The sequence below is a fragment of the Actinomadura sp. KC06 genome (assembly GCF_004348735.1).
Taxonomy (GTDB): domain Bacteria; phylum Actinomycetota; class Actinomycetes; order Streptosporangiales; family Streptosporangiaceae; genus Spirillospora.
In genome coordinates this window covers 35240-50363 of sequence record NZ_SMKT01000010.1, presented here as the reverse complement: position 1 = coordinate 50363, position 15124 = coordinate 35240, and the positions used below count along the sequence as shown (strand labels likewise).

Below are 15124 nucleotides of genomic sequence, written 5' to 3'. Positions count from 1 at the left end.
GGGACCGACTGGACTGACTTTCGGAGCGGGCGTGGAGAACTCGGGACTCGTCATCGTGGACAAGCCGTCCGGCTGGACGTCGCACGACGTCGTCGGCAGGATGCGGCGGCTCGCGAAGACCCGGCGCGTCGGGCACGCGGGCACGCTCGACCCGATGGCGACGGGCGTGCTGGTCCTCGGGATCGGCAAGGCCACCCGCCTCCTCGGGCACCTGGCGCTGACCGAGAAGGGCTATGACGCCACGATCCGGCTCGGCGTGTCGACCAACACCGACGACGCCGAGGGCGAGGTCACCGCGACCGCATCCGCCGCGTCGGTGCCGGACGAGGCGCTGCACGCGGGCGTCGCGGCGCTGACCGGGCCCATCCGGCAGGTTCCGCCGCAGGTCAGCGCCATCAAGGTGAACGGGGAGCGGGCCTACAAGATGGCGCGCAAGGGCGAGGAGGTCGAGCTCGCGGCCCGTCCGGTGACGGTGCACGACTTCGCGGTCCTGGACGTCCGGCGGCACGACGACGTGATCGACCTGGACGCGGCCATCGCGTGCTCGTCCGGCACGTACATCCGCGCGCTGGCCCGCGATCTGGGCGCGTCCCTCGGCTGCGGCGGCCATCTGACGGCGCTGCGCCGCACCCGCGTCGGCCCCTACGACCTCGGCATGGCCCGGACGCTCGACCAGCTCGCCGAGAAGCCGGAGATCCTGCCGATGGGCGAGGCGGTCGCCGCGGTGTTCCCGCGCCGGGACGTGTCGGACGACGACGCCCGCAAGGTCGCGCACGGCGGGCGCCTCCCGGCGGCCGGGCTCGGCCCGGGCCCGATCGGCGTGTTCGCGCCCGACGGGACGCTGCTGGCGCTCGTCGAGGAGCACGGGAACGTCGCCAAGCCGCTCGCGGTGTTCATCTCCTGATCAGCCGACCGGCCTGGACGGGACCCACCGCTCGTGGCGATCATCACCGGTGGGAGGCGGTGCATTTCTACCTACGGTCGCGTAACCTACGATTCCGTAGGTTGTTGGTGAGGAGGTGTCAATGACCACCGTGAACGACGGCGCGCCGGTGGCGTCCCCGACCCGCCCGCGGCTGCGCGGCTGGCTGCACATCGGCGCGTTCCCCGCGGTGCTCGTCGCCGGGCTGGTGCTGGTCGCGCTGGGCCCGAGCGTGGAGGCGCGGCTCGCGTCGGCGATCTACGTGGCGACCTCGGGGATGCTGTTCGGGATCTCGGGGACCTACCACCGGCAGACCTCGCACCGGCTGCTGGAGGTCCTGCGCCGCTTCGACCACGCCAACATCTACCTGATCATCGCCGGGACGTACACGCCGTTCGCCGTCCTCGCGCTGGACGGCGGCGTCCGCGTGGCCGTCCTCGCCATCGTCTGGACGGGCGCCATCGCCGGCGTCGTCTTCCGGACGGCCTGGATCGGCGCGCCCCGTGCGCTCTATGTGACGCTCTACATCGTCCTCGGCTGGGTGGCGGTGTTCTTCATGCCGCAGTTCCTGGACGGCGCGGGCCTCGCCGCCTGCCTCATGGTCGCGTTCGGCGGCGTCTGCTACAGCGTCGGCGGGGTGGTGTACGGGCTGCGCCGTCCCAACCCGTCGCCGCGCTGGTTCGGGTTCCACGAGGTGTTCCACGCCTGCACGCTCGCCGCCTACATCCTGCAGTACATCGCCGTCTCCCTGGTCGTCTACCAATCCGCGTGAACCCGGGTGCCACCCGGGCGGCCCGCGCATGGCACTCTTAGGACGGCAGCAAAAACCGGGCGGCCACACGACCGGGAAGGCACGTCCTACGCAGGGAGAGCATGGTGCGGCGCTGGAATGGCCTCGACGAGGTTCCCGCGGACTGGGGCCGCTCGGTGGTCACCATCGGGGTGTTCGACGGCGTTCACCGCGGCCACCAGCGGATCGTCGGCACGGCGGCCGAGGAGGCCCGCCGCCGCGGCCTGCGGTCCGTGGTCATCACGTTCGATCCGCACCCGGACGAGGTCGTCCGTCCCGGCACCCATCCGCCGCTGCTCGCGAGCACCAGGCGCCGGATCGGGCTGCTGGAGGGGCTCGGCACCGACGCGGTCGTCGTGGTGCCGTTCACGCTTGAGCTGTCGAAGGTGCCGCCGGACGAGTTCGTCCAGTCGGTCCTGGTCGACCGGCTGCACGCGGCCCACGTCATCGTCGGCGAGGACTTCCGGTTCGGGCACAAGGCCAAGGGCGACGTGGCGCTGCTGCGGGAGCTGGGCGAGAAGTACGACTTCACCACCGAGGGCATGCCGCTGGTGGCGAACGGCGACACGATCTCGTCCACCTACATCCGCGGGCGGCTCGACGCGGGCGACGTCGAGACGGCGGCGCGGGCGCTCGGCCGTCCGCACCGCGTCGAGGGCGTCGTCGTGCGCGGCCACATGCGGGGCCGCGCGCTCGGCTTCCCGACCGCCAACCTGGAGACGCTGCCGCACACCGCGATCCCGGCCGACGGCGTGTACGCGGGCTGGCTGGTCTGCGACTCCGAGCGCTATCCCGCCTTCCGCTGGCCCGCGGCGATCTCCATCGGGACGAACCCGACGTTCGAGGGCGCGGGGGAGCGGACCGTCGAGGCGTACGCGCTGGGCCGCGACGACCTCGACCTGTACGGCGAGCACATGGCGGTCGACTTCACCGCCCGCATCCGCGACACGCTGAAGTTCGACTCGGTCGAGGCGCTGATCGAGGAGATGCACCGGGACGTGGCCCGCGCCCGCGAGATCACATCGGAATAGAACGCCAGGAATACGCGTACCCTGCGACAACGGGGCTTTCCGCTTCGTAACCGGGGGGCTTTCCGGCATGGTACGGTGAATAGTCGCCGGGAAGGGCCCCGGCGCGGCTGGCTGCACCCTCATGCGGCCCGCCACTCTCTTAAACGCACCATGCGGACCCGCGCGCCCACGGGCCCGGATCTGCGGGTGACGATCGCATCGAAGGAGCCACGTGTCGCTCGACACCGCCACCAAGAACAAGATCATCTCGGAGTACGCGACCACTGAGGGTGACACCGGATCGCCGGAAGTCCAGGTCGCGCTGCTCACGCGTCGGATCAACGATCTGACCGAGCACCTCAAGGAGCACAAGCACGACCACCACAGCCGCCGCGGCCTCCTGCTGCTGGTCGGCCGTCGTCGCCGGCTCCTGAAGTACCTCTCCAACAAGGACATCAACCGCTACCGGCAGCTGATCGAGCGACTCGGCCTGCGCCGCTAGAACGGTCAGGGAGTGGCCCGCCGGGCCGCTCCCTTCCTTTTTGGGCCCGATGGCCGGACGGGGCCGCGACGCCTCGTCCGGACGCGCCCGGGGGTCCGCCCCGGGGTCCGCTCGCACACGAGCAGGACCCTGCCGGACGGGTAGGGCACCCAGTGCGCAACCGGCCGCCCGCTCGCCCCGCACAGGGGCGCGGGACCGGCCGCAAAACTGCAGACAAGCCTCGCGGACACCGCTGGTGCGGGCCGGTCCTCGGTAGTGGCTTCCGGATCCGTCCCGCCGCATCGGCGGGAGATCTCGATCCGGGCGCTTCGATCGAAGACCGGCAGCGTGCAAGACCACGGGAAACGGCCGCGAGGACCGATATGGAACCTAAAGGAGGTTTCCCGTGACAGAAGCCGTGCGCATCGATGGCGCGCAGAGCACCGAGGCCGTGATCGACAACGGCACGTTCGGCACCCGCACCATCCGCTTCGAGACGGGCCGGCTGGCCCGCCAGGCGGCCGGCTCCGCCGTCGCCTATCTCGACGACGACACGATGGTGCTGTCGGCGACGACCGCGTCCAAGAAGCCGAAGGACAACCTCGACTTCTTCCCGCTGACCGTGGACGTCGAGGAGCGGATGTACGCGGCCGGGCGCATCCCCGGCTCGTTCTTCCGCCGGGAGGGCCGTCCGTCCGAGGACGCGATCCTGACCTGCCGGCTGATCGACCGGCCGCTGCGCCCGTCGTTCACCAAGGGCCTGCGCAACGAGATCCAGATCGTCGAGACGATCATGGCGCTGCACCCCGACCACCTGTACGACGTCGTCGCGATCAACGCGGCCTCGATGTCGACGCAGCTGGCCGGGCTGCCGTTCTCCGGGCCGATCGGCGGCGTCCGCGTCGCGCTGATCGAGGGTCAGTGGATCGGCTTCCCGACCCACCCCGAACTGGAGAACGCCACCTTCGACATGGTCGTCGCCGGGCGCGTCCTGGCCGACGGCGACGTCGCGATCATGATGGTCGAGGCCGAGTCCACCCGCGACACCCTCAAGCTCGTCGGCGAGGGCGCCGCCGCGCCGACCGAGGAGACCGTCGCGGAGGGCCTTGAGGCGGCCAAGCCGTTCATCAAGGCGCTGTGCAAGGCGCAGAGCGATCTCGCCGCCGTCGCCGCGAAGGAGACCGCCGAGTACCCGATCTTCCTGGACTACCAGGACGACGTGCTCGCCGCCGTCACCGACGCCGTCAGCGAGGACCTCGCGCAGGCGCTCACGATCGCCGGCAAGCAGGACCGCGAGACCCGCCTGGACGAGCTCAAGGCGGGCGTCGCGGAGAAGCTCGCCGAGACGTTCGAGGGGCGCGAGAAGGAGATCTCCGCCGCCTACCGCGCCGTCACGAAGAAGCTGGTCCGCGAGCGGGTCATCCGCGACGGGCTGCGCATGGACGGCCGCGGCCTGAAGGACATCCGCCAGCTGACGGCCGAGGCGCACGTCATCCCGCGGGTGCACGGCTCGGCGCTGTTCGAGCGCGGCGAGACCCAGATCCTGGGCGTGACGACGCTGAATATGCTCCGCATGGAGCAGATGATCGACACGCTCAACCCCGAGCGCACCAAGCGCTACATGCACAACTACAACTTCCCGCCGTACTCCACCGGCGAGACGGGCCGCGTCGGGTCGCCGAAGCGCCGCGAGATCGGGCACGGCGCCCTCGCCGAGCGCGCCATCATCCCGGTGCTGCCGAGCCGCGAGGAGTTCCCGTACGCGATCCGGCAGGTGTCGGAGGCGCTCGGGTCGAACGGGTCCACCTCGATGGGCTCGGTGTGCGCGTCCACCATGTCGCTGCTGGACGCGGGCGTCCCGCTGAAGCAGATGGTGGCGGGCATCGCGATGGGCCTGATCAACGAGGGCGACGAGTACGTCACGCTGACCGACATCCTCGGCGCCGAGGACGCCTTCGGCGACATGGACTTCAAGGTCGCCGGCACCCGCGACGTGATCACCGCGCTGCAGCTCGACACCAAGCTCGACGGCATCCCCGCCTCCGTGCTGGCCGCCGCGCTGAAGCAGGCCAAGGGCGCCCGCCTGGCGATCCTGGACGTGATGCAGGAGGCCATCGAGGCGCCCGCCGAGATGAGCCCGTACGCGCCGCGGATCATCACGATCAAGGTCCCGGTCGACAAGATCGGCGAGGTCATCGGCCCCAAGGGCAAGATGATCAACTCGATCCAGGACGACACCGGCGCCGACATCACGATCGAGGACGACGGCACGATCTACGTCGGCGCCACCGACGGCCCGTCCGCCGAGGCCGCGCGGCAGGCGATCAACTCGATCGCGAACCCGCACATGCCGGAGGTCGGCGAGCGGTTCCTCGGCACCGTCGTCAAGACCACGACGTTCGGCGCGTTCGTGTCGCTGCTGCCCGGCAAGGACGGCCTGCTGCACGTCTCGCAGATCCGCAAGCTGCACGGCGGCGCGCGGATCGAGAACGTCGAGGACGTGATGGGCGTCGGCGAGAAGATCCAGGTGGAGGTCACCGAGATCGACCAGCGCGGCAAGCTGTCGCTGGTGCCGGTCGACGTGATCGAGCGCGAGGCCGCCGAGCGGTCCGAGCCCGGCGACGGGGGCGGTCCCGCGGCCGCCGCCGACGGCGAGGGCGACGACGACGGCGACGGCGAGCGCCGGGAGCGCCGCGACGACGGCGAGCGCCGCCCGCGCCGCCGCCGCACCCGCCGCGGCGACGACTCCGGCCAGCGCAACTCCTGACCCCGGATCCATGACCGACCGGCCATCCCACAGCCCCCACCCAGCCAACCCTTTCTAAGGACAAGCTGCGCTTGGCTGTTTCGCGGGATGGCCGGTCGGTGCTTTCAACTGACGGAATGTGAGCGACACGTGACCCTGCCGGCGAGGGCGCAGGAGCCCGGCACCACCACCACGATCCACACCGACGGGGCCGGCGCGGTGCGCCGCACCGTCCTGCCCGGCGGGCTCCGGATCATCACCGAGACGATGCCGACCGTGCGGTCCGCCGCGTTCGGCATCTGGTCGGCGGTCGGCTCCCGCGACGAGGCGCCCGCCGACGCCGGCGCCAGCCACTACCTGGAGCACGTGCTGTTCAAGGGCACGAAGCGGCGCTCCGCGCTGGAGATCTCCGCGGCGGTCGACGCGGTCGGCGGCGACCTCAACGCGTTCACCGCCAAGGAGTACACCTGCTACTACGCGCGGGTCCTGGACGCCGACCTCCCCCTCGCCGTGGACGTCGTCTCCGACATGGTCGCGGCGTCGGTGAACCGCCCCGAGGACGTCGAGGCCGAACGCGGCGTGATCCTCGAAGAGATCCACATGCGCGACGACGACCCCGGCGACCTGATCCACGACGAGTTCGCCACCGCGCTGTACGGCGACACCCCGCTCGGCCGTCCGATCCTCGGCACCGAGGACTCCATCAACGCGCTGTCCCGCGAGCGCATCCACGGCTACTACCGGCAGCACTACGTCCCGTCCCAGCTCGTGGTCTCGGTGGCGGGCAACATCGACCACGACGAGGTCGTCCGGCTGGTGTCGCGGGCGTTCGAGGGGCACCTGGCCGGCGACGCCGAGCCCGCCCCGCCGCGCCTGGACGGGGCGCCCGCGCCGATCGACCCGCGCAACGTCGTGATCGACAAGGACACCGAGCAGGCCCACATCATCCTCGGCGGCGCGGGCGTGTCCCGCACCGACGACCGCCGGTTCGCGCTCGGCGTGCTGAACGCGGCGCTCGGCGGCGGGATGTCGTCCCGCCTGTTCCAGGAGATCCGGGAGAAGCGCGGCCTGGCGTACTCGGTGTACAGCTACACCGCCCAGTACGCCGACTCGGGCATCTTCGGCGTCTACGCGGGCTGCCAGCCCGCCAAGGCCGAGGAGGTCCTGTCCATCTGCCGCGACGAGCTGCACAAGGCCGCCGGCGCCGGCCTCACCGCCGAGGAGCTGGAACGGGGCAAGGGACAGCTGCGCGGCGCGATGGTCCTCGGCCTGGAGGACACCGGCTCCCGCATGAGCCGCATCGGCAAGAGCGAGCTCGTGTACGAGTCGCTGCTGCCTGTGGACGAGGTCCTGGCCCGCATCGAGGCCGTCACCCTGGACGACGTCCGCGCCATCGCGAGCGAGGTCCTCGCAGGCCCGCAGGCCCTCACCGTCATCGGCCCGGTGGGAGACCGCGAGTTCGCCGCCTGACGTTAGCCCGCCCATGATCGGGTAGGTCCCGGCGGGTGAAGATCCTCATCAGGCTCGTCATCTCCGCGATCGCGCTGTGGGTCGCCGAGGCCGTGCTGGACGGCGTCGAGCTCACCGCCGGGGACACGGGGGAGCGGGCCCTGACGCTGCTCGCGGTCGCCGCGATCTTCGGCGTCGTGAACGCCGTCCTGAAGCCGGTCATCAAGGTCCTGGGCTGCGCGTTCTACATTCTGACCCTCGGCCTGATCGCCCTGCTGGTGAACGCGGGCCTGCTCATGCTGACGAGCTGGGTCGCGGGCGAGCTGGACCTGCCGTTCCACGTCGAGTGGTTCTGGCCCGCGTTCTGGGGCGCGATCATCATCGGCGTCGTCAGCTGGGCCCTCAACCTGTTCGTCGCGGACGACTAGGTTGCTAACCGGACCAGGGTCCGCTAATCTCCGAAGCGAGTAACCGGACTTTAGTCCGTATGTCTTCGGAGAGGATCCCCCATGTCCCGCCTGCTGCACATCTCCGCGTCCCCCCGCGGCACCGCGTCCGAGTCCCTGGCGCTCGCGGACGCGTTCCTGGACGCCTACCGCGAGACCCACGGCAACGTCGTCGACCACCACGACCTGTGGGACGGCACGCTCCCCGAGTTCGGCCCCGCCGCGACCGCCGCCAAGATGGCCGTCTTCGCGGGGAACGAGCCGACCGGGGAGCAGGCCGAGGCCTGGCGCGCCGCGCGACGCGTCTTCGAGCGCTTCGACTCCTACGACCGCTACCTGTTCAGCGTCCCCATGTGGAACACGAACGTCCCGTACATCCTCAAGCAGTTCATCGACGTCGTGTCCCAGCCCGGCTGGGTCTTCTCCTTCGACCCCGAGAAGGGCTACAGCGGCCTTCTCAGCGGCAAGAAGGCCGCCGTCCTGTACACCAGCGCCGTATACGGCGAGGGCCGTCCGCCCGCGTTCGGCGCCGACCACCAGATGCCGTTCCTGGACGGCTGGCTGCGCTGGGCCGGGATCACCGACATCAGCACCGTCGCGTTCCGCCCGAACCTCGCCACCGCCGACGCCGACACCGGACGCCGCACCGCGCACGCCGAGGCGCGCGAACTCGGCAAGCGCTTCTGACGATAGGCTCGCCCCACGCCTACCGGGAGGAACACGTGATCAAGGTCGGGGTGCTGGGCGCGCGGGGGCGCATGGGGTCCGAGGTGTGCCGTGCCGTGCAGGGGGCCGACGACATGGAGCTGGTCGCCGCCGTCGACCAGGACGACCCGCGCGACGCGCTGACGGGCGCCGAGGTCGTCGTCGACTTCACCCACCCCGGCGTCGTCATGGACAACCTCCAGTGGTGCGTCGAGCACGGCTTGCACGTGGTCGTCGGCACCACCGGGTTCGACCCGTCCCGGCTCGACACGGTCCGCTCCTGGCTGGCCGGAGACGCGCCCGGCAACGTCCTCATCGCGCCGAACTTCGGCATCGGCGCGGTGCTGATGATGCACTTCGCGCAGAAGGCGGCCCCGTTCTTCGAGTCCGTCGAGATCGTCGAGACGCACCACCCGAACAAGGCGGACGCCCCGTCCGGCACCGCCTACCGCACCGCCGAACTGGTCGCCGCGGCCCGCGCCGAGGCCGGCGTGTCCCCGTCCCCGGACGCCACCACGTCCGAGGTGGACGGGGCCCGCGGCGCCGATGTGGACGGCGTCCGCGTGCACGCCGTCCGCCTCTCCGGCGCCGTCGCCCACCAGCAGGTCGTCCTCGGCGGCCACGGCGAGCTGTTCACCATCCGGCACGACTCGATGGACCGCGCGTCCTTCATGCCGGGCGTCCTGCTCGCCGTCCGCCGTATCCCCGATCTCGACCGCCTCACCCTGGGCATCGAGTCCCTCCTCGGCCTGTGACCGGCGTCCGCGCGGCCACGCCGGCCGACTACGACCGCATCATCGCCGTGGTGGACGACTGGTGGGGCCGCCCGATCCACGGCATCCTGCCCCGCCTCTTCCTCGACCACTTCCATCGGACCAGTCTCGTCGCCGAGTCGGGCGACGAGCTGGCGGGCTGCCTCGTCGGCTTCCTGTCGCCGTCCCAGCCCGACGCCGCCTACGTCCACTTCGTCGGCGTGAACCCGGACTTCCGCGGTACGGGCCTGGCACGCCGTCTCTACGAGACCTTCTTCGCTCTGGCCGCCGCCGACGGCCGGACGGTCGTCCATGCGCTCACGTCTCCGCGGAACACCGGCTCGATCGCCTTCCACGAGGCGATGGGCTTCACCGTCGTCCACGGCCAGGGCCATGACGGCCCGGGCAGCGACCGCGTCCTTTTCCGCCGCTCGCTCGCACCCGGCGGCTGAGCCCGGGGTCAGTCGAGCGGAGCTCGTCCGTTGAATGGCGGTGGGTGGGGGCTGGAGGACGGTCAGTCGAGGACGGTGAGGTCCAGGCGGGCGAGGCGCTCGGGGTCGGCGAGGATGTCGATGGCGGCGACCCGGCCGTCCACGATCGTGAAGGACAGGACGGACCTCGCGCGTCCGTTCACGACGCCGACCACACCGGCGGTGCCGTTGACCAGCGCCGGGCGCGGTTCGCCGCCGCCCTGGCGGAACATGAGCGCCTGACCGGCGACCGCCTTCGCGCCGTGCACCTCGATCAGTCCGGTCGGCGCGCCGGTGTCGGCGCGCAGGACGACGTCGGGGGCCAGGACGGCGACGAGGGCCTCGAAGTCGCCGCCCTGCGCCGCGGCCTGGAACGCCGCGACGACCTCGCGCTGGCGGACCGGGTCGCGTTCGGGGACGGGTGCGGAGCCCCGCACCCGGCGGCGGGCCCGGCTGGCGAGCTGGCGGGCGGCGGCGGGGGAGCGTCCGACGATCGGGGCGATGTCCTCGAACGGGACGGCGAACGTGTCGTGCAGGACGAACGCGAGCCGCTCGGCGGGCGTCAGCGACTGGAGCACCACCAGCAGCGCGAGCCCGACGGAGTCGGCCATCAGCGCCTCCTGCTCGGGGTCGAGCCCGGACGCCGGGCCGATGACCGGATCCGGAAGGCGCTCCTCCAGCGGGTCTTCGCGGCGTGCGGTGCGGGAGCGCAGCATGTCGAGGCAGACGCGTCCGACGACTGTGGTCAGCCAGCCGCCCAGGTTCTCGATGGCGTCGGCGTCGGAGCGGCTGAGCCGGAACCACGACTCCTGGACGGCGTCGTCCGCCTCCGCGAGCGACCCGAGCATCCGGTAGGCGACCGCCCTGAGATGCACGCGGTGCCGCTCGAACTCGTCCGCCAGGAACTCGCGCTCGTCCATCACATTCCCCCTCGTCAGGCCCATGTCATAGCACTGACGAAGCGAACGAAAGAGATGTGACAGGGGCCGGACGGGTTCAGCCGCCCTGCTGCCACGGCTCCCAGATGTCCGTGGGGATCTCCAGCCCGAACGGCTCGGGCAGCTTGACGGGCTCCCCGAACGCCCAGTTCACCGACTCCGTGTATTCGCCCTTGGCGGCGTCGGGGGTGGTGAACAACGTGGTCCGCGCCGCCCGCGGGTCACGGTCGACCAGCAGGTAGTACGGGACGCCGACACGGGCGTAGCCGTTCCATTTCGTCAGTGCGGATCGCCTGGGGCCGGGGTTGCGGTCGTCGCATGCCGTCGACGGCGAGGTGACCTCGACGACCAGTTCGAGCATCTGGGGGACCACTTTCTTGAGTTGCGCGGTCCGTGCCCGCCTGTCGTTCTCCTCACTCAGCACGCAAAGGTCGGGGATGTAACCGTCATGGATGTCGCTGAGCTTCACGTCCTGTGTCGCGATGCAACGCCACGGGAACGAGGGGTCCGTCAGCTCTGCGGCGAAGATCCGCTGCTGGATACCGCGGATGACGGCGTTGTGGCCATAGTCCGGCCCTGGTGACACGATGATCTCCCCACCGATGATCTCGACTCGGGTGCCGTCGTGGGGGAGATCGAGTACATCGGCGAGTTCGTCCCGCATCCAGAGGTTGTAGGGGGTGTCGGGGAGCTCGCGGCGGTGGTGAACAGTGGCAAGTGTGCTCACTTTGGGTGATTCCTCCGTCACGTTCGGCTCCCGTCATCGTAGAGGACCGCGTGTAGTCAGCGTACCCGGATTCGGTGATCACGCCCTGGAGAGCGCCGTTCACTGGGGGGCGCGCGGGGTGGCGAAGCCGTATTTGTTGAACAGCTTCTGCGCGGATGGGCCGGTCAGCCACGATATGAATGCGTTCGCGTCCTCGCCGTGGTCGCTGTCCTGGACGGCCGCCGCGGGGAAGGCCGCGGTGACGTTCACGGCCGCCGGGATGGGGACGCTGCTCGCGGCCACGCCCGCCGAGCGCAGGTCGGTGACGTAGACGATCCCCGCGTCCGCCTCGCCGGAGCGCACCCGGTCCAGGACGGCCCGCGCGCTGATCTCCTCCGAACTCCACCGGACGGTCAGCCCAGCCTTCGCGAACACCTGGCGGGTGTAGCGGCCCACCGGGACCGTCCCGGCGCCGACCGCCACCCGCAGGCCGCGGCGCGTCAGGTCGTGGAGGCCGCGGACGCGCCGGGGGTTTCCGGGGCCGACGGCGATGGTCAGCGAGGTCTGCGCGACGATCCGGTGCGGTTTCGCCAGATAGTCGTCGGACTCGTCGATGTCGGTCTTGTCCGCCGTCACCAGCACGTCCGCGGGATCGTGGCCGGACAGCCGGTCGGCCATATCGGGCGCGGCGGCGAACTCGAACCGGAGCCTGATGCCGGGGGTCTCCTGGGCGTACGCCGTCGCGATCTCCTCGGACACCTCCGTCAGCGACGTGGTGGCCAGGACGGTGAGCGTCGTCGGCCCGGACGAGCCGCCGCAGCCCGCGCCGAGGCCGGGGACGGCGAGCGCGACGAGCAGCACGGACGCGCGGAACCGCCGCCGCCGGGGGGAATCGGGCATATGGCTTCATCCTACGGTTGCGACGGGTGCGCTCCCGGGATTCGGCCCTGGCGTGTCAGTGCCGCGCACTAGGGTGAGCCGCGACTGAAGATCACGTCCCGGAGGCCCGACGATGTCCCTCGACCTGATGGAAATGCTGCCCGGCGACTGGCGGGAGCGGCTCGACCCGCTGCTCGACCCGATCGCCACCGCCGCGCTGGGAGCGTTCGTCGCGGGGGAGTACGCCGCCCAGACCGTCTACCCGCCGCGCGAGGACCTGTTCAGCGCGTTCCGGCACTGCCCGTTCGGCGGCGCCCGCGTCCTGATCCTCGGCCAGGACCCCTACCACGGGCCCGGCCAGGCGCACGGGCTCAGCTTCAGCGTGCGCGACGGCGTGCGGCTGCCGCCGTCGCTGCGCAACATCTACAAGGAGCTGGCCACCGACCTGGAGGTGCCGGTCGCGAAGTCCGGCGATCTCACCCGCTGGGCCGACCAGGGGGTGCTGCTGCTCAACGCGGTGCTGACCGTCCGCGGCGGCGACGCCGGGTCGCACGCCGGCAAGGGCTGGGAGGACTTCACCGACGCCGCGATCCGCGCCCTGAACGACAAGTCCGAGCGCGTGGTGTTCGTGCTCTGGGGCGCCTACGCCCGCAAGAAGGCCCGGCTCATCACCGGCGCGCAGCACACCGTGATCGAGTCGGCGCACCCAAGCCCGCTCAGCGCCAAGAAGTTCTTCGGGACGCGGCCGTTCAGCGCCGTGAACAAGGCCCTGGTGGACGCCGGCCTTCCCGAGATCGACTGGGGTGCGGCCGCGCGGTCCGACTGAGGCGCCCTCACCCCTGCGGGGGAAGTGCGGGGGCGGTTTCACCCGGTGGCGGGAAGTGGCGCGGAGGCCGTCCGCGCCATCGTCGGGGCATGACCGTTTCAGTTCTCACCGGGAGTGCGCCCGTCGCGGGCGCGGGGCCGGGGCGGCTGCGGCTGGGCGTGTGCGCGGCGACCGTCGCGGCGTGCGTCCCCTACCTCAGCCTCAAGATCGCGTGGTTGTCCGGCAGCACGGTCGGGTGGAGCGACGCGGAGGCGGCCAAGAGCTCCGCCCTCTACGTGGGCAACGCGATCACGATGGCCATGGACGCGGTGGCCGTGCTGGTCGTCCTGGCGTTCACGTTCCGCTGGGGCCTGCGCGTCCCGGCGTGGCTGGTGCTGACGCCGATGTGGATCGGCGCCGGGCTGCTCGCGCCGATCGCCCTCGCCGTCCCGCTCGGCGCACTCCTCCAGACGCTGTTCTCGTCCGAGCCGCTCACTGCGTCCGACAACGCGATCCAGGGCTGGGTGTACGTGGTCGTGTACGCGGGATTCACGTTGCAGGGGCTAGGGCTGCTCACGGCCTTCGTGCTTTACGCGCGGGAAAGGTGGCCGGACGTTTTCGCCGTCCGCACCCAGGACGTCGCCAAGGGCGCGACACACGAGCTGCAGGTGCTTCTGGCGCGCACGGCGGGGGTGTTCGCCGTCGTCTTCGCGGCCGTGCAGTTCTACTGGGCGTTCGGCGGGACGGCCGGGATCCACGGCGAGGCACTCGACCATCGGGGGGCCGTCCAGCAGCTGGCCGACGGTGTGATGGGCCTGATGGCGCTCGCGGGCGCGGTAGCGCTGCTGGCGATCGTCCAGCGGGCGGGGCGTCCGGAGCGGTTCGCGGTGCCGCTGGCGGGCGTGTGGATCGGCGCGGGCGCGACGTTCGCGTGGTCGTTCTACCGGCTCATCGCGGCGCTCAGCCAGCCGGAGGTCCTCGGCTCGGGCTCGTCCAGCGCGCTCAACCTGACGACCCTCTGCGGGCTTCTCGCGGGGCTCCTCATGGGCGTCACCGGCGCCGTCCTGCTCGCCGAGCGGGACGCTCAGGTCACCGGCCGGGCCGCCGAGCGGGATGCTCAGAGCGCGAGCCCGACCGCCAGCAGGACGCCGTAGGCGATCTGGAGCCGGCCGGTCTCGCCCAGCACGGGGATCAGGGCGGGGCCGGCCGCACCGCCCAGCACCTTCTGCGTCGGCGGGAGCGACAGCGGCGCGGCGAGCAGCGCGATCAGCGCCCACGGATGCGGGGCCGCCAGCACCAGGACGATCATGAACGGCAGCGCGGTGCACGCCGCGTACAGCAGGCGGGTCCAGCGGTCGCCGAGCACGACGGCGAGGGTCCGCTTCCCGGCCTCGCGGTCGGTGGGGATGTCGCGCAGGTTGTTGGCCACGAGCAGCCCGCAGGCCAGCAGCCCGATCGGCACCGCCGCCGCCCACGCCTCCCACGGCAGGCCCTCGACCTGGACGTACACCGTCCCGACGACGGCGACGAGGCCGAAGAAGACGAACACCGACACCTCGCCCAGCGCCCGGTAGCCGTACGGGGTCTTGCCGCCCGTGTAGAACCAGGCCGCGAGGATCGCGAACGCGCCGACGAGGAGCAGCCACCAGGTCGTCACGGCGGCGAGGACGAGCCCGGCGACGGCGGCGGCGAGGAAGCAGCCGAGCGCGGCGGCGAGGACCTGCTTCGGCGGCGCGACCTTGGACCCGACGAGGCGGAGCGGGCCGACGCGGTCCTCGTCGGTGCCGCGGACGCCGTCGCTGTAGTCGTTGGAGTAGTTCACGCCGATCTGCAGGACGAGCGCGACGACCGCGGCGAGCACCGCGCGCCACCAGACGGCGCCGCCTTCACCGGCACCGCCCTCGCCGGCCGCGACGCCGGTGCCGACGACGACGGGGACGAGGGACGCGGGCAGGGTGCGGGGCCGGGATCCGGCGACCCATTGGGAGAGCGTGGCCACAGTTACCGCTCGTTCTCGTGGGGCGA

General features: G+C 71.5%; 16 protein-coding genes. 12 read left to right on the top strand and 4 right to left on the bottom strand.

Annotation, left to right across the window (positions count from 1 at the left end; all coding sequences use genetic code 11):
* Positions 1-31 precede the first annotated feature (31 nt).
* The 10 genes from truB (at position 32) to E1287_RS05580 (ending at position 9753) form a co-directional block, all read left to right on the top strand.
* Positions 32-904 (top strand): tRNA pseudouridine(55) synthase TruB, encoded by an 873-nt coding sequence (gene truB / locus E1287_RS05625; RefSeq protein ID WP_131963742.1) that lies wholly within the window; start codon positions 32-34, stop codon positions 902-904.
* Between the two features lie 121 nt (positions 905-1025).
* Positions 1026-1694, top strand: a complete 669-nt coding sequence (locus E1287_RS05620; RefSeq protein WP_131963741.1) for a hemolysin III family protein — start codon at positions 1026-1028, stop codon at positions 1692-1694.
* 104 nt (positions 1695-1798) lie between these two features.
* Positions 1799-2743: a bifunctional riboflavin kinase/FAD synthetase gene (locus tag E1287_RS05615; RefSeq protein ID WP_131963776.1), complete on the top strand. Its 945-nt coding sequence runs from the start codon at positions 1799-1801 to the stop codon at positions 2741-2743.
* A 211-nt stretch (positions 2744-2954) separates the two neighbouring features.
* Entirely contained in the window at positions 2955-3224 is a 270-nt protein-coding gene (rpsO, locus tag E1287_RS05610; RefSeq protein ID WP_067884254.1) for a 30S ribosomal protein S15, read from the top strand.
* Between the two features lie 403 nt (positions 3225-3627).
* A complete protein-coding gene (locus E1287_RS05605; RefSeq protein ID WP_131963775.1) occupies positions 3628-5970 on the top strand; it encodes a polyribonucleotide nucleotidyltransferase in 2343 nt (780 codons plus the stop codon).
* A 129-nt stretch (positions 5971-6099) separates the two neighbouring features.
* Positions 6100-7419 (top strand): pitrilysin family protein, encoded by a 1320-nt coding sequence (locus E1287_RS05600; protein WP_131963740.1) that lies wholly within the window; start codon positions 6100-6102, stop codon positions 7417-7419.
* A gap of 35 nt (positions 7420-7454) precedes the next feature.
* A complete protein-coding gene (locus E1287_RS05595; protein ID WP_131963739.1) occupies positions 7455-7826 on the top strand; it encodes a phage holin family protein in 372 nt (123 codons plus the stop codon).
* An 81-nt stretch (positions 7827-7907) separates the two neighbouring features.
* Complete coding sequence (locus E1287_RS05590) at positions 7908-8531, top strand: NAD(P)H-dependent oxidoreductase (protein WP_131963738.1); 624 nt, start codon at positions 7908-7910, stop codon at positions 8529-8531.
* A gap of 35 nt (positions 8532-8566) precedes the next feature.
* Positions 8567-9304: a 4-hydroxy-tetrahydrodipicolinate reductase gene (gene dapB, locus E1287_RS05585; RefSeq protein WP_131963737.1), complete on the top strand. Its 738-nt coding sequence runs from the start codon at positions 8567-8569 to the stop codon at positions 9302-9304.
* Entirely contained in the window at positions 9301-9753 is a 453-nt protein-coding gene (locus tag E1287_RS05580; RefSeq protein ID WP_131963736.1) for a GNAT family N-acetyltransferase, read from the top strand. The genes dapB and E1287_RS05580 overlap by 4 nt, the downstream gene beginning before the upstream one ends.
* A gap of 62 nt (positions 9754-9815) precedes the next feature.
* Here the strand turns inward: E1287_RS05580 and E1287_RS05575 are convergent, their stop codons facing one another.
* The 3 genes from E1287_RS05575 to modA all read right to left on the bottom strand — a co-directional run bounded on the left by E1287_RS05575 (position 9816) and on the right by modA (position 12315).
* Positions 9816-10691: a sigma-70 family RNA polymerase sigma factor gene (locus tag E1287_RS05575; RefSeq protein ID WP_131963735.1), complete on the bottom strand. Its 876-nt coding sequence runs from the start codon at positions 10689-10691 to the stop codon at positions 9816-9818.
* 76 nt (positions 10692-10767) lie between these two features.
* Positions 10768-11436, bottom strand: a complete 669-nt coding sequence (locus E1287_RS05570) for a Uma2 family endonuclease (protein WP_131963734.1) — start codon at positions 11434-11436, stop codon at positions 10768-10770.
* Between the two features lie 99 nt (positions 11437-11535).
* Positions 11536-12315, bottom strand: coding sequence for a molybdate ABC transporter substrate-binding protein (gene modA, locus E1287_RS05565; RefSeq protein WP_131963733.1), 780 nt, complete (start codon positions 12313-12315; stop codon positions 11536-11538).
* A gap of 112 nt (positions 12316-12427) precedes the next feature.
* Here modA and E1287_RS05560 point away from each other — a divergent pair, with 112 nt between their 5' ends.
* Together E1287_RS05560 and E1287_RS05555 are read left to right on the top strand one after the other, a co-directional pair.
* On the top strand, positions 12428-13120 hold the full coding sequence (locus tag E1287_RS05560; protein WP_131963732.1) for a uracil-DNA glycosylase: 693 nt from the start codon (positions 12428-12430) through the stop codon (positions 13118-13120).
* Between the two features lie 89 nt (positions 13121-13209).
* Complete coding sequence (locus E1287_RS05555; protein WP_131963731.1) at positions 13210-14253, top strand: hypothetical protein; 1044 nt, start codon at positions 13210-13212, stop codon at positions 14251-14253.
* Here the strand turns inward: E1287_RS05555 and E1287_RS05550 are convergent.
* Positions 14217-15098, bottom strand: a complete 882-nt coding sequence (locus tag E1287_RS05550) for a 1,4-dihydroxy-2-naphthoate polyprenyltransferase (RefSeq protein WP_131963730.1) — start codon at positions 15096-15098, stop codon at positions 14217-14219. The genes E1287_RS05555 and E1287_RS05550 overlap by 37 nt on opposite strands.
* Between the last annotated feature and the right edge of the window lie 26 nt (positions 15099-15124).

What these genes read in the sequence shown, in the direction of transcription:
- E1287_RS05575 (WP_131963735.1), bottom strand. Translation starts at nt 10,691, where the DNA reads ATGGACGAGCGCGAGTTCCTGGCGGACGAGTTCGAGCGGCACCGCGTG.
- E1287_RS05560 (WP_131963732.1), top strand. Translation starts at nt 12,428, where the DNA reads ATGTCCCTCGACCTGATGGAAATGCTGCCCGGCGACTGGCGGGAGCGG.
- modA (WP_131963733.1), bottom strand. Translation starts at nt 12,315, where the DNA reads ATGCCCGATTCCCCCCGGCGGCGGCGGTTCCGCGCGTCCGTGCTGCTC.
- E1287_RS05620 (WP_131963741.1), top strand. Translation starts at nt 1,026, where the DNA reads ATGACCACCGTGAACGACGGCGCGCCGGTGGCGTCCCCGACCCGCCCG.
- E1287_RS05555 (WP_131963731.1), top strand. Translation starts at nt 13,210, where the DNA reads ATGACCGTTTCAGTTCTCACCGGGAGTGCGCCCGTCGCGGGCGCGGGG.
- E1287_RS05590 (WP_131963738.1), top strand. Translation starts at nt 7,908, where the DNA reads ATGTCCCGCCTGCTGCACATCTCCGCGTCCCCCCGCGGCACCGCGTCC.